The 13,163-nt window shown below is 31.2% G+C and carries 16 protein-coding genes, 1 other RNA gene and 1 pseudogene; 8 read left to right on the forward strand and 10 right to left on the reverse strand.

What is annotated here, in order from left to right:
* Positions 1 to 125: 125 nt before the first annotated feature.
* A complete protein-coding gene (locus AC0N0V_RS11215; RefSeq protein WP_474464188.1) occupies positions 126 to 1,202 on the reverse strand; it encodes a M24 family metallopeptidase in 1,077 nt (358 codons plus the stop codon).
* A 380-nt stretch (positions 1,203 to 1,582) separates the two neighbouring features.
* Here AC0N0V_RS11215 and AC0N0V_RS11220 point away from each other — a divergent pair, with 380 nt between their 5' ends.
* Complete coding sequence (locus AC0N0V_RS11220) at positions 1,583 to 3,433, forward strand: methyl-accepting chemotaxis protein (protein ID WP_474464190.1); 1,851 nt, start codon at positions 1,583 to 1,585, stop codon at positions 3,431 to 3,433.
* Positions 3,434 to 3,633: 200 nt separating this feature from the next.
* Here AC0N0V_RS11220 and AC0N0V_RS11225 read toward each other — a convergent pair whose 3' ends face one another.
* The 3 genes and pseudogenes from AC0N0V_RS11225 to AC0N0V_RS11235 all read right to left on the reverse strand — a co-directional run.
* Positions 3,634 to 4,290 carry an alpha/beta fold hydrolase gene (locus AC0N0V_RS11225; protein ID WP_474464191.1) on the reverse strand — a complete coding sequence of 219 codons (657 nt, stop codon included), beginning with the start codon at positions 4,288 to 4,290 and terminating at the stop codon, positions 3,634 to 3,636.
* Positions 4,291 to 4,341: 51 nt separating this feature from the next.
* Entirely contained in the window at positions 4,342 to 4,917 is a 576-nt protein-coding gene (locus AC0N0V_RS11230; protein ID WP_474464192.1) for an AAA family ATPase, read from the reverse strand.
* Between the two features lie 161 nt (positions 4,918 to 5,078).
* Positions 5,079 to 5,177, reverse strand: a pseudogene (locus AC0N0V_RS11235) (DUF169 domain-containing protein); the annotation flags it as partial.
* A gap of 117 nt (positions 5,178 to 5,294) precedes the next feature.
* Here AC0N0V_RS11235 and rnpB point away from each other — a divergent pair.
* Positions 5,295 to 5,634, forward strand: an RNA gene (gene rnpB / locus AC0N0V_RS11240) — RNase P RNA component class A.
* 17 nt (positions 5,635 to 5,651) lie between these two features.
* Here the strand turns inward: rnpB and AC0N0V_RS11245 are convergent.
* Together AC0N0V_RS11245 and AC0N0V_RS11250 are read right to left on the reverse strand one after the other, a co-directional pair.
* A complete protein-coding gene (locus tag AC0N0V_RS11245) occupies positions 5,652 to 6,833 on the reverse strand; it encodes a tyrosine-type recombinase/integrase (protein WP_474464193.1) in 1,182 nt (393 codons plus the stop codon).
* Positions 6,834 to 6,903: 70 nt separating this feature from the next.
* Positions 6,904 to 7,479, reverse strand: coding sequence for a helix-turn-helix domain-containing protein (locus tag AC0N0V_RS11250; protein WP_474464194.1), 576 nt, complete (start codon positions 7,477 to 7,479; stop codon positions 6,904 to 6,906).
* Positions 7,480 to 7,716: 237 nt separating this feature from the next.
* Between AC0N0V_RS11250 and AC0N0V_RS11255 the strand changes: the two genes are divergently transcribed.
* Genes AC0N0V_RS11255 through AC0N0V_RS11280 form a run of 6 tightly spaced genes read left to right on the forward strand, consistent with a single transcriptional unit; the run spans position 7,717 to position 10,195 of the window.
* Positions 7,717 to 7,932, forward strand: coding sequence for a helix-turn-helix transcriptional regulator (locus AC0N0V_RS11255; protein WP_474464195.1), 216 nt, complete (start codon positions 7,717 to 7,719; stop codon positions 7,930 to 7,932).
* A gap of 25 nt (positions 7,933 to 7,957) precedes the next feature.
* Positions 7,958 to 8,167, forward strand: coding sequence for a helix-turn-helix domain-containing protein (locus tag AC0N0V_RS11260; protein WP_474464196.1), 210 nt, complete (start codon positions 7,958 to 7,960; stop codon positions 8,165 to 8,167).
* 34 nt (positions 8,168 to 8,201) lie between these two features.
* On the forward strand, positions 8,202 to 8,966 hold the full coding sequence (locus AC0N0V_RS11265; RefSeq protein WP_474464198.1) for a conserved phage C-terminal domain-containing protein: 765 nt from the start codon (positions 8,202 to 8,204) through the stop codon (positions 8,964 to 8,966).
* Positions 8,905 to 9,750 carry an ATP-binding protein gene (locus tag AC0N0V_RS11270; RefSeq protein WP_474464200.1) on the forward strand — a complete coding sequence of 282 codons (846 nt, stop codon included), beginning with the start codon at positions 8,905 to 8,907 and terminating at the stop codon, positions 9,748 to 9,750. The genes AC0N0V_RS11265 and AC0N0V_RS11270 overlap by 62 nt, the downstream gene beginning before the upstream one ends.
* A gap of 8 nt (positions 9,751 to 9,758) precedes the next feature.
* Positions 9,759 to 9,938 carry a helix-turn-helix transcriptional regulator gene (locus AC0N0V_RS11275; RefSeq protein ID WP_474464512.1) on the forward strand — a complete coding sequence of 60 codons (180 nt, stop codon included), beginning with the start codon at positions 9,759 to 9,761 and terminating at the stop codon, positions 9,936 to 9,938.
* Between the two features lie 38 nt (positions 9,939 to 9,976).
* Positions 9,977 to 10,195 (forward strand): helix-turn-helix domain-containing protein, encoded by a 219-nt coding sequence (locus AC0N0V_RS11280; RefSeq protein WP_474464201.1) that lies wholly within the window; start codon positions 9,977 to 9,979, stop codon positions 10,193 to 10,195.
* 359 nt (positions 10,196 to 10,554) lie between these two features.
* Here the strand turns inward: AC0N0V_RS11280 and AC0N0V_RS11285 are convergent, their stop codons facing one another.
* The 4 genes from AC0N0V_RS11285 to AC0N0V_RS11300 all read right to left on the reverse strand — a co-directional run bounded on the left by AC0N0V_RS11285 (position 10,555) and on the right by AC0N0V_RS11300 (position 13,034).
* Complete coding sequence (locus tag AC0N0V_RS11285) at positions 10,555 to 11,493, reverse strand: Abi family protein (RefSeq protein WP_474464203.1); 939 nt, start codon at positions 11,491 to 11,493, stop codon at positions 10,555 to 10,557.
* Positions 11,494 to 11,615: 122 nt separating this feature from the next.
* Complete coding sequence (locus AC0N0V_RS11290) at positions 11,616 to 11,837, reverse strand: YdbC family protein (RefSeq protein WP_474464205.1); 222 nt, start codon at positions 11,835 to 11,837, stop codon at positions 11,616 to 11,618.
* A gap of 89 nt (positions 11,838 to 11,926) precedes the next feature.
* The gene (locus AC0N0V_RS11295) at positions 11,927 to 12,157 is read right to left on the reverse strand and encodes a hypothetical protein (protein ID WP_474464207.1); all 231 of its coding nucleotides are present in this window, start codon (positions 12,155 to 12,157) and stop codon (positions 11,927 to 11,929) included.
* Positions 12,147 to 13,034 carry a hypothetical protein gene (locus AC0N0V_RS11300; protein WP_474464209.1) on the reverse strand — a complete coding sequence of 296 codons (888 nt, stop codon included), beginning with the start codon at positions 13,032 to 13,034 and terminating at the stop codon, positions 12,147 to 12,149. Before AC0N0V_RS11300 ends, AC0N0V_RS11295 begins: the two co-directional genes overlap by 11 nt.
* Positions 13,035 to 13,163: the final 129 nt, after the last annotated feature.

Consider the following 13,163-nt stretch of genomic DNA (forward strand, 5'->3'; position numbering starts at 1 on the left):
AAATTTAATTATTAATTTTCTTTAAATAACAAGTATAGCTTGTCTATAGTAACAACTACATGGCTAAATACTAAATTGAATTCAATAAATCGATTCTCGTACATAGCTTTCCTAAAACTTGCTGCCTATTCTACTATAATTAGGTCCTTGTCATATTTGTTAAGTACCTCACATCCATCTTCAGTAACCAAAACCAAATCTTCTATTCTAACCCCAACATCTCCTGGAAGGTAAATACCTGGTTCAATTGAGAATATCATTCCTGGCTCAACTACATCTGTATTTATTGAAGAAACATCACCGAAGTCGTGTACTTCTATACCAATGGAGTGTCCTGTTCTGTGAGTGAAGAATTTTCCATAGCCATGAGCTGAGATATGGTCTCTAGCCGCTGCATCTATGTCACAAAATCTTACCCCTGGTTTAACTACATCGATAGCTCTCTTATTAGCTTCTAGAACTATATTGTATACATCCTTTGACTTATCTGAAGCATATTTATAAAATACTGTTCTAGTCATATCTGAACAGTAGGAATCCTTTACACAACCAATATCTATTATTACGCTATCTCCTTCTTTTACTACAGAGTTGCCAGATCCATGATGTGGATTTGCAGCATTTGCACCATAAGCTATTATTGGATCAAAAGAAACGCCTTCAGCACCTAGTTCTTCGTAAATTCCTGCTAAAATTTGACCCATTTTCTTTTCAGAATGTCCTTCTGGAACAAGTTTTATCATTCTATCTACTGCTAAATCGTTAATTCTTGAAGCTTCTCTCATTAAATCTCTTTCTTTGGCATCCTTGCACATTCTCACTCTATCTAGTATCGCGGAACCGTTTACAAAAGTACTGCCACCTTTTAACTCCATAAGTCTTAATAGGAAACGAGCTGCCCAATTCTTATCAACGCCCATTGGCTTTTCCTTGTCCACATATTTTGATACAATTTCTACTGCATCCTGTGTGTCATTGAACCAAATTTTTTCAACGCCTAAATCTTCAGTTACAGGAAACAACTCATTAATGAAAAACTTATTGCATCCATTAACATTTATATATAGTGCCAACATTCTTTCACCAGGATGAATCCACTTTCCTGTTAGATAAAATATAGCTGCAGGATCAGAGACTAACATCTGTGGAACGTTGCTATTCTCCATTTCACTTAAGACCTTACTAAGTCTTTGATTATTCATTAGTATACCCCCTAAAAATATTTTATTTTTTCTAAAATCGACATATAATTACCTTATTTATAATATTATTATTTTCACCATTTTGCAAGATGTTTTTCGCAAATGAATAAAAATTCAAATATTCAATCATATTTTCTTTCATTATGCATATATATTAAAAACGATTGGATCATCAGTAAGTACACCTACCTATAGAAAGATGGCTATCCAAATCAGAATATTAATATTTTGAATATCATTAGGAACGTTAAATTCAATACCATGTTTTATTTGGAATTGCCTTTTTAATTTACTTATATTATAAATTTCTTTACTTAACTTAATCACCTATTATAGCTTATTGAATATTTTATACTAGTAAATAAAATGGTGGTGATACTTTGCTTAAGTTAAGAGAAAAGTTAATGTTAACCATTATACCAATGCTACTTATTAGCTCAATATGTATAGTATTCATTGTATACTTTCAAATTAAAAATACGGTCATAAAGGATAAACTGAGTACAAGTTCAAATTTAGGATACTATGTAATTGACAGTAAGTATTCCGGAGATTGGATTGTTATAGATGATAAATTGTATAAAGGTACAACCTTAGTTAATGGCAACTATGGCATTGTTGATGAAATTAAAAATGAAACTGGCTCTCTTGCAACAATATTTTTAAATGAAACCAGAATAACTACAAATGTACTAAAAGAAGATGGTACAAGAGCAATTGGTACTGCAGCTCCACAAGAAGTAGTCAATAGTGTACTGAAACAAGGGAGTACCTTTGAAGGAGTATTAAGCATACTTGGAAAGGACTACTTTACAAAATATACCCCTTTAAAAGATAACAGCGGGAAAATTATAGGTATGTTTTTTGTAGGAATTGATAAAAGCTATGTTTATAGTATAATATCGCCTTTAATTTACAAGATAGTTGTATTTATGTTAATTATAGCTGTGATTAGTTCACTTGTTATACTTCTTATAATTAATGGAATACACAAGAATATAAATAAGGTTGTAGAGTTATCTAAGAGGGTTGGTAAAGGTGACTTATCACATGTTTTACAAACTCATCAGTTGCATAAATGCTTTGAAGTAATGAAATGTAATAAAGAGCAGTGCCCCGCTTATAACAACTCTAACCTGATGTGCTGGCAGATAAGTGGAACACACTGTCACGATGAAATTCAAGGAGATATGCTAAGTAAACTCCATCTATGTGAAAAATGTAATGTTTATAAAAAAGCCACTGGGGATGAAATAGGTGAAATATCCTTATCAGTTAACAACATGGTAAAGTCCTTAGATGATATTGTTAAAGAAATTAAGGAAGCTTCTACAAAAATTGATAAACGTTCAGTTATTGTATCTAATTCTATTAATGAACTTTCATCCTCCATGGAAACTATAGAAAAAACAACTACTGAACTAGCTAAAGGTATATCTATGCAGGCACAAAATGCCCAAGGTGGCGTCGAGAAGTTAGATAACTTATCAAATATGATAGATGTTGTAATAAACAACTCAAAAGAAATTTCTAAATGCATAAGCGAAGTTGTGTCCGTAAGTAGTGAAGGCCAAAATGCTGTTTCTGAGCTTAATGAGGTAGTTAATGAAAATATAAACATTTCTAATATACTAGAAGAACAAGTTACTGTTCTAGAAACTAAGTCTAAGTCAATTGATAGTATTACTGAGACCATTAAATCCATTGCAAGTGAGACGAAGCTGCTGGCATTTAATGCTATGATTGAGTCTGCAAGAGCGGGTGAAGCAGGAAGAGGTTTTGCTGTTGTGGCTGAACACATTAGGAAATTAGCTGATCAAGTATCAGTTAATACTAAAGAAATAGAACTAACCATCAGGGATATTAAACAAGAAACAAACAATACAAAAGAAAAGATAATGCTTGAAAAAGATAATATAAAAAACATGAAGGATATATCTTATTTAACTAATCAAAGATTTGAATCTATCAGTTCTGCCGTTGGTAAAACAATAGAGTTGCTTGAGGCATTGTTAAATAGCATCGAAGAGGTATCCGAAAATAAAGATAAGGTACTAAATGATATACAAGAAATATCCGCTATAACAGAGCAGTCATCAGCAGCCACAGAAGAAATTTCTGCGTCTGTACACGAAGAAACAAATGAAGTTATTCAAATATCAAAAATAGCAATTGAACTACGAGAAATTGTTTCCGGCCTAAATAAAGTAATCAATAGTTTTTTATTATAGACTTATAAAAATACTTAAAACAGTTTATTTATGTAAGTTTTACATAAATAAACTGTTCTCTTTTTTAAAATGGATATTTACATAAATTTTCTTAGCCAAATTCTAATAATTACATTTGTAGGCTTATTCAAACAAGTGAAATACTTATTCAAATGCTTATATTGTGCTGTAAACTAGGCTTTTTTCTGTAATCACTAAATCTACAACTCTGATATAAACCTTCCTTTTTCAAGAAAATCATCAATTAATTTTGCTGTCTCCCACTTATAATGTATTTCCTTATGCTGAAAGGGTAAAACAACAAAATCTTCTAATCCCTCATAATATACAGAATTCACTGTTACCCTTCCGTCATTTTCTCCAGCTAACAATTTTCCTAATAAAAGTTTATCATTTCTTCCTGCAATGGCACCCACTCTTATTCTTTCATCACTAATAAAGTTAATCCCTCTTACATTTTCTGTTTTCAAGGACTCTAATGTCTTAAAAATGTTAGTAAGAGCTTTAAAATAACTTGATGCTATATCTGCTAATTCACTCCCACTATTTGGTGTGGCAATCAAAACACAATTATTTATTCTATCCCTGTTTTTAGCATCTAATAAGTACTTTCTTATTATTAGCCCTCCTGTACTATGCCCAATCAAATTAACTTTTACATCTTGGTCTATGTCCTTTAAAATTTCCTCTACAATTCCTTCAAATATAGAAGTAGCATAATCAATTTCCTTATAGGTTAAAGGTAAATCTACTAAAATACATTTGTGATTTAGCTTTTCCAAGTTTTTTGATAGAATACTCATATCGTTTTTATTCTTATTATATCCATGGATTAAGATAGAAATTTTCTCTTCCAAGTAACCTCTCTCCATTCAATTTATAATCCAGATTGAAACCTGAATTTTTATCTATATTGAATTTTTTATATCTTTTAAAACTTCTTCTATGTCCCTATTTGCATCTACTACATAGTCACATTCTATTATGCTAAACGCCTCTTTATCATGGTTTATTCTATCTATGATTTTATTGTAAATCGCTTTTGGTACTTCATCTAATGAGTTATACCCTTCCCTTTTACACATTCTTTCCTCCCTTTTCAGGTGGTCACATTGCAAATATATAGCTACAACTTCCTCATCTTTTGCCTTTTCCTTCAGTTCTTTAGCTCCTACTGGATCTACAATGTAGATGCTTATCCCCTTGCCTTTATATTGCTCTTTAGTAGACCAATAATGTTGCCCATGATAAAATGTATAGGCTATTATATTATTTTTGGGCTTTGCTCTTTTATCCATATGATCATGAATATAAAAATCTTCATCTGGTAAGTCACTAACAAAAATATGCCCTTTTTCTCCCTCGTATCGTCTAGGTCTTGTAGTGAACGATTGAATATAATTATATCCTTCCTGTTCTAGCAACTCAGCTATAGAACTTTTGCCACTGCCACTTTGACCTACTAAACATACTATCTTATCCATAGTCTACTCCTTAAAATGTTTATCTCAAAATTATATTCAGTATTTTTTCTATGATTGAACTATACATTTTTAATCCTACTCTAATCTTTTCTTTAACAAATTCTATTATACACTTATTTGTTGTTTGTGAAAATAAACTCTCACATCGTTAACTAGATTCTTTATGCGATTTGTAACCATGTTTTCTTGGTCAAAAAGCTTTCTTCCACTTGCTCCTCCAGCTCTAAAAAACATTTATAAGGTATGCTAAAAGAAAGAAGATATGGCCAGTATACTCCATTGTTCATCATTTTAAATAGAGACAAAGCTAGAATTATGTAAATCTGGTATTAATCATCGTTTGTAATTTGATATATGGTATGATATTATAATATCTGCGAGTAAGCCAGACAATCGCTGCTGTGGAAACACAGGAGAGGAAAGTCCGAGCTCCATAGGGCAAGGTGCTGGGTAATACCCAGTCAGGGTAACCTGAAGGAAAGTGCAACAGAGATATACCGCCGAAACTAGTTTCGGTAAGGGTGGAAAGGCGAGGTAAGAGCTCACCAGCGCATTGGCGACTTTGCGGCTATGTAAACCCCACCTGGAGCAAGATTGGGAAGTATTTAGGGGCGGCCCGTTCCACTTCCCGTTAGTGTCGCTTGAGCCCACTGGTAACAGTAGGCCTAGATAGATGATTGTCAAATACAAAACTCGGCTTATAGACTTGGTCGCATATGATATCCACTGGCTTTTCAGTGGGTGTTTTTATTTTTTGCCACCGGTTTGCCACCGCTCAAGACCGCAGCCAGCTTTTCAGTAGCATTTTGCTGCATTTTCAAATTTATATGGGAATAAATATTAAGAGTTGTATTTATATCAGAGTGCCCAAGTCGTGTTTGTATAACTTTAAAATCTACTCCCTGTTCTAATAAAAGACTTGCATTTGTATGTCTCAAATCATGAAATCTTATATTCTTTTCAAAGTTCATATTATTTAGTGTCTTCTTAAATTTTGAAGTATAATAATTAGGGTGAACGTAGTGACCGTTTTCCCATGTCATAATAAAATCAAACTTTTTACCATCAAACACATTATCAATGTAATTGGGACCATATTTAACTTTGTTTTGTATCTGAATCTTTTTATGTTCTTTTAACATTTTAATTAAGTTATCTGAAATATAAAGAGTTCTTTCACTTTCATCTGTTTTAGTGGTTCCTATCAATGCTTTTCCATTAGTATAGATTAAATTATTCTTTATGTTGATGCAGTGATTGTTAAAATCCACATTTGCCCACTCTAGACCTCCAAGTTCTCCACGTCTTAATCCAAGTTCTATTACAATATTTAATCCTAATTTAAATACATAGTCATAATAAATAGTTGTGTCTAAAGAATCTCTTATAGTGTCAAATTCCTCAACAGTTAATATGTTTGCCACAAACTTATCTCTTTTAGGTCTATCTATGTACTTACAAGGGTTATCAGGCATTATTCTCATTTTTACTGCTTTATTAAAAGCAGAATTGATTACCCCATATATAGCCTGCAGCGTAGTACCACTAAGTTTTTTCCTTTTTGCAGTTAAAAGCATATTTTCAATATGAATAGGTTTTATATCTTTTAACAGTATGTTTCCGATGTTTGGATTAATGTTGTTTCTTATAAATTCTCTGTAGCGGTTATAGGTATTGATTTTTCTGTTTTCTTTAATGTGATTTTCCAGCCAATTATTCATGTAGTCTCCTATGGTTTCTTTCTTAGGTTCTACATATCCATTATTGAATTTAACCATAGCTTCAGCTAGAGCTGTTTGAGCTTCTTTTTTTGTTCTACCTCCCCTCCTTTCTATTTTCTTTCTTTTACCGCCAATTGCGCCAACTTCAAAGTAATAGTACCAGACATCGCCCCTTTTTCTTACTCCTCCTGTCATGAGAAACCTCTCCTTTGTGATTTTATAAAAACAGTTAAAAACAACTGATTTTTTCCCTATGGTAAAATAACTATTTTTTATATTTATAACTAATAAGTTTTATCTGATTTAGAGAATCCTTTATAAACTCAGATATTTCATTCTCAGTTAGCTTAGTTATGTCTACTCCTAAAAAGTTTGCTATTGCAGGTTGATTTAAAACAAACTGAACAGCTTCTTCTGGAGTTTTAAAGTCATAATCATGATAAGCATTTTTATTTTCTAAAGTTACATCTGAGTCATTACTTAAATAGTCATGGACATAATTCAGATCTAACTCAGGATCATTTTTTATGTGTTCAATTAAATGCGAGACATCCTCATCTCTTTTCTCATTTAATTGGGATTTTATAAGTTTTTCTATATTGTTATCTAAATGCTGATAATCCTGAAAGAAACTTATAGGAACTCCACAAGTCTCTGCAATTTGGGTTAAAAGTATAAAACTTGGGTATGTTCTTCCAGATTCTATGTCACCGATATAGCTTTGGGATTTATTTAAGTCACTTGCCAGCATTTTCTGAGTGTAGAGTCTACCAATCTTCTCAGACTTTACTTTTCGGGCACCTTTAACTAAAACTCCTAATTCTTTTTTACTTAGTACCAAATCACACAACCTCCCTACAAATTGTATAGTTTTGTACATTATAACGTGTTTTACGTTATAATGTCAATAAGCAAACGTAAATGAACGTAATCAATCACCTAATGGAGGAAATAACAGAGAACTAGAGGAATTTGCATGATTTATGCTAATTGTATATTTGTCTAATTATCTTAAAGGATGTTATAGTATTGTTAACGTAAATAACGTTTACAGAATAATTGGAGGTTAACTATGATCATGAGTAAATTATTAAATAATTTAACGTGGAATAAGAAAATGGAGGTATTAAGAACAGTTAATAACTGGACACAAGAAGAAGCAGCCGGAAAATGTAATACCAATCAGAAAATGTACTGGAGCTGGGAAAAAGGAAAAAACTATCCTAGAAAAAGGAGTCAGACATTAATTGCAGATGCTTTTGATGTAAAGGTTAACGATATATTTCCAGTTTAATATATAAGGGTTTGGGGGGACATTCATGGAAGTATACTTATATACGGTAGAAGAAGTAGCGGTAATTCTGAAGATAAATAAAAATGCTGTGTATGATCTAATTAGAAAAGGTTTTCTAACAGGACTCAAGCTTGGAAGGCTTAAGGTAACAAAGCCAACGCTGATAAGCTTTTTAAGCGACTATAACGGAAAGGATCTGTCAGATTTAGAAAATGTAAAAGACCTAACATTTTAAAATGATATTTATTTGATTCAAGGGGAGTGATTCCATGAAGTTTACCATACTAGGTTATAATCAAGCTAAATTAGTGGAATTAGGATTAGATGTGATAGATGCAGCATTACTTAGATATTTTGTAGATTTTAAAGACAGCGGGACTATGGTAAAGGAAACAATCGAAGGTGAATTGTATTACTGGTTTAAGTATGAGGGGGTATTGAAGGAGCTCCCCATATTAGATTTGAAGAAAGACAGTGTTTACAGAAGGCTCAAGAATATGTCAAATAATAAGGTACTAAATCACAGGACAATAAAGAGTAAAGGGATATACTCTTATTATAATATAGGAACTAATTACCTAAAACTACTGTCGGATTCTATTCCGAAGGGGTCGGATTTAAATCCGTACCCTTCCGGATTAGAATCCGTACCCCATACGGATTTAAATCCGGAACAAAAGATAACTCTATTAAAGGATAACTCTACTAAAGATAATGATATATATAGTCAAGTTATAGATTATTTAAATAAATCAGCGAATACAAAATATAAATCAGCAAGTAAGAAAACTCAACAGCTTATAAAAATTAGAATAGATGAGGGATTTTCTATAGAGGATTTTTTTAAAGTAGTAGATAATAAGGTTTCCGAGTGGATAAATACAGATATGGAAAAGTATTTAAGACCAGAAACCTTATTTGGTCCAAAATTCGAGGGGTATTTGAATCAAAGAAATAGAGGGGGAACAAAAGATGGAGGCATTGAAAAGGGTACTAGAGAAGCCCAGTCAGATGGAATTGGCTTCAGTGTGTAAAGATATACCAAGGTGTGAAGTTTGCGGGGAAGCTGTTGGTATAGCTGTAAAAATGTCTTTTGGTACTAAGGTGTATCCTAGAGCCTGCAAATGCAGAAGAGAAACTTATGAAAAACAGCAGAAAGATGATATAAATACACAGAAACAGATTAGGCTTAAACAGGTAATATCAAACAGCATGATGAATACAAGCTTTAAAAAATGTACTTTAAAAAACTGGAATCATGAAGTTGGAAACGAGAATCTGTATAATATTGCAATTCAGTACATATCAAAGTTTCCCCAGATGAAATCTGAGAACAAGGGAATCCTTATATATGGGGAGCCAGGTAACGGTAAAACTTATTTTTCCGCTTGTATAACTAATTCTCTATTAGGTAAATTAGTTCCTGTAATATGTGTTGGAGCTATAGCTCTTACTGAGAGAATAAGTCAAAGTAAAAGAACCTGGGGAGATGAAGGCATTTTTACGGTGCTTAACTCCTTGGAAAACGCAGATTTGCTTGTTATAGATGATCTAGGAACAGAAGAAAATAATAAGTGGACAAGGGCTATGATATACCAAATAATAGATAAGAGGAATACTATGAACCTTCCTGTTATTATAACAACTAACATAACTATAACAGAATTAAAGGAAAGATATGATGCTAGAACCTACAGTAGATTAGCCAGTATGTGTAGCTTCATAAAGAATACAGGTAAGGACATAAGAAAAATTCAAGGGAAAGAAAAGACTGACAGATTTATAAAGGAGTTGATGGGAGATAACATTATGGGGTAAATTATGTACTGAAAGAATTAAGAATTAAACATAACATAGGTCAAAAAACTATAGCCAAGTTTTTAAACATGACGGTATCAGCATACAGTCGTAAGGAGAATGGACAAAGATGGTTTACCATTGATGAAGCAGTAAAGTTATCTGAATTCTTTAAAACCAGCATAGAAGAATTATTTTGCAGCAATTAATAAGGATATTTATATGAAGAAAAATCGGGGGAAATATTATGTTAACAGAAAAGATAATGAATGAATTACCAGTACTATTAACAGTAAAGGAAATGGCATGGGTTTTAGAGATAGAATTAAATACTGCTTATAGGATTATCTATAAGAAAAACTTTCCGGTAATTAGGATAGCTGCTAAGAAGATACGGGTGCCTAAGTGTCAGATGATTGAGTGGATAAAGAGTGGGAAGTCTAGGTTTGAGATTATAAAGGAGTAAAATATCGGAAGAGCTGCAATGTTGGCTCTTCCTTTTGGTTTGATTCTATGCTTGTACGCAGTTTCGATATGGGGCGTTTATTTCATGAAATAAACCTACTGAATTTTTTTATAACATGCTATATCCTCGCATCCCTTGAAAATACTAGCTTATAGCACTATAAAAACTTTTATTTTCTTATAACATATTTAATCGTATCAAATTTTATGGATTGGCAGAAGGCTCTTAGTTCTTCCGCCATTTATAATTTAACATTTTTATTATTAATTAATTGTTACTTTTTATCCAAAAGCAAAAAATCGGGATGGTGCTGGCACCTTCCCGATAAAAACACTAAATGTTTTTGTTCCATGTTAATATTATATGCATTGACCGTAAAAATAGTCAACAATTATTTTTATAAACTTATAATAGGAAATAATAAGTTGATTTTTTTGAAAATAATCTTTGTTACGTAAAAACCTAATATCTATTAAATCTTTCAATTCCCTCATCGAATGTTTTCTTGCTTCCTGGCTTCTAACTATTTTATTAAAGGCGTACAAAGTTACCACGAAATCATGGACAATTGGATTAGCCATCTTCTTTTTTCTAGCTTCCTTAGGAATTCCTTCAATTTTCGAAACAAATGTATTAATTTCCTTATTGGGTTTTATCTTTACGTCATATGGATTTCTTAGACTATTTATAAGACAATTATTGTGTGCAGCTGCATTGCGCATAAACTTAACTGACCATAAATAATTACTCATACTATCAGTTGACTCGTATTGATATTTACCATAGTACATATCATAAAGTTTTATAAAATCTCCAAACGGTAATACTTCAACAACGTTCCAAATGGCGAATTCATCTTTATATTTTGATATTAAATCACCGCAAACTGAATTTTTACTTTTGTTGTTAATATTTTCTTTCACATAAGGATACCTTATGAAAAAGTCATTTACTATACCGTATCCATCTTCTTCATTATTTTCTGAGTAATCTTTAATCAACTGAACCTTTAGAAAATGTTCTATATCAAGGGTCATCCTAATTATATATTTTCTAAAATGCATATCTAGTGTTGATAACTCCTTAAGATATGCAAATTCAAGATTTACATACTTTCCTGCATTTGGGCCTGATTTATATTTATCATAATTTTTTGCATAGGACTTTATCTTAAAATAATAATTATTGCTTTCCAAAAATTCTTTCACTGCTTCTTCATCAATAATATTAAATTTTATCCCCTTTGTATCTCTCATATGTGTTATTTGATTGATAACTGATAACTTATTCTTCTGCATATTTATCTCCAAATTAATTTAGTTAACTAAAATAGTTATACTATTATTCTTCTTTGACTAACATTATTTATTTTATTACAAGTATCCTTTCAACCATGACAAAAATAAATGATACTTACTCTCTATAAATCCATTTCATTTAAAATATCCCTTAACTTTTTTAATTCCTCATTTGTCAAGGTTATCCCTTTACCCATTTTCTTATGCTCAGAATCCCAATCTCTAACATCAAATTTAGGTTCTTTATCATTCCAGCTTATAATATTTAATTCTTTCTTCCAGCCCTTTGATGATTCTGAAAGAGCTCCTATAGTTTCTTTTATTTCATATTTTATGTCTGCCATATTGCTACCTCCATTTAATGTGAATTAAGTAAGATTACTCTTCAAAATAACTAATATCTACTGTTCTTCTATTAAAGTATAGCTTAAAACTATTTAATTTGTAATTTTATTTTATTATTTTTAAAAGTAACCTCATTAATTTGTTTATCCAATTGATTAATTCTAATTTCAGTAGATTTTATTTTACCCTCAATTTCAGCTAGCATCTTTTTATCACAATTCATATCATTAACCAAATCACTTAGATAATCTATTATTTCTTTTTTGAGGGAACCGATGTCCATTTTTATAACCTTTTTATTTATAAAATTATTCTTCATGTTTCCCTCCACTTTTCTTATACTCAATTAATCTTTTAATATCATATTTCCAAGCTGCTACTGCGCCGCTGTATTTCTGATATCCCTCTCTTAAACTTATATTGTATCGTATCTCTCTAATAGTTTCTTCTACTCCAAGTTTTGGTATAGCGCTAACTCTAAGTATATGCCATCTCTGTTCCCTTGATAACTTTGATACATTATATCCTAGTGCGTGCAATGGGCTTTCTCTATTTAAACCATTAAAAAACTCGCTGTCTGCTTCGTTATTGTTTACTTTTATATCTTCTTTATATAGTTTTCTTTCTATATTCAAAGGTGCTTTAGCCCTATTATTTATAGCGGTATTGTTGCCTATAGTGTTTTCCTTAATTGTATATCTGCCAAGTTTCTTTGCAATTTCCTTTCTCATAGTTTCATCTAAAAAATGGTGCTTACATCTTGTACAATAGTAGGTTTCATACTTTATAAATCCCCTTCTCTCTTTAGAAGCTTCAGATATAAAATACGCTAATTGAATAGTGTCAAATATAAAATTTTCATTACACTTTTTACATTTATAAATATTGTTTTCTATAAAATCAATACTATATAGCATTGCACCACTTTCTACTTGCTTTATCTTGCTGTTAGTTCTATTTTCATAACCGTAAATCATTAAATTACGTTCATAATCACTTCTAATCGATTCCAAACGTCCCTGTAATTTTTGTTCTTTTTCCTTGAGTTCTCCGAGCCTATTATTGCTATGGATTATACTATTTTTAATCTCACTTCGCTTATTTTCTAGAATTTCAATATATTTTATTATTTTCTCCTCAATTATATCTAAATCATTTTCTATACCATTCATAAAATCACTAACGTTTTTATCCATGTTAACTTCTCCAAAACACTCATATTAAAAACACACCTTACCATGTCAACTTAATTGTCTCAAATCATTAAATGTTGTCTTATTAAGATTTAAACATTAACCCCATAAATTTCAGCTTCTATTTTAAAT

This window comes from Clostridium sp. CS1-1 (genome assembly GCF_056135525.1).

Coding starts and splice junctions, on each gene's coding strand:
- AC0N0V_RS11215 (WP_474464188.1), bottom strand. CDS start 1,202: ATGAATAATCAAAGACTTAGTAAGGTCTTAAGTGAAATGGAGAATAGC.
- AC0N0V_RS11230 (WP_474464192.1), bottom strand. CDS start 4,917: ATGGATAAGATAGTATGTTTAGTAGGTCAAAGTGGCAGTGGCAAAAGT.
- AC0N0V_RS11245 (WP_474464193.1), bottom strand. CDS start 6,833: ATGACAGGAGGAGTAAGAAAAAGGGGCGATGTCTGGTACTATTACTTT.
- AC0N0V_RS11255 (WP_474464195.1), top strand. CDS start 7,717: ATGAGTAAATTATTAAATAATTTAACGTGGAATAAGAAAATGGAGGTA.
- AC0N0V_RS11260 (WP_474464196.1), top strand. CDS start 7,958: ATGGAAGTATACTTATATACGGTAGAAGAAGTAGCGGTAATTCTGAAG.
- AC0N0V_RS11265 (WP_474464198.1), top strand. CDS start 8,202: ATGAAGTTTACCATACTAGGTTATAATCAAGCTAAATTAGTGGAATTA.
- AC0N0V_RS11270 (WP_474464200.1), top strand. CDS start 8,905: ATGGAGGCATTGAAAAGGGTACTAGAGAAGCCCAGTCAGATGGAATTG.
- AC0N0V_RS11280 (WP_474464201.1), top strand. CDS start 9,977: ATGTTAACAGAAAAGATAATGAATGAATTACCAGTACTATTAACAGTA.
- AC0N0V_RS11285 (WP_474464203.1), bottom strand. CDS start 11,493: ATGCAGAAGAATAAGTTATCAGTTATCAATCAAATAACACATATGAGA.
- AC0N0V_RS11290 (WP_474464205.1), bottom strand. CDS start 11,837: ATGGCAGACATAAAATATGAAATAAAAGAAACTATAGGAGCTCTTTCA.
- AC0N0V_RS11295 (WP_474464207.1), bottom strand. CDS start 12,157: ATGAAGAATAATTTTATAAATAAAAAGGTTATAAAAATGGACATCGGT.
- AC0N0V_RS11300 (WP_474464209.1), bottom strand. CDS start 13,034: ATGGATAAAAACGTTAGTGATTTTATGAATGGTATAGAAAATGATTTA.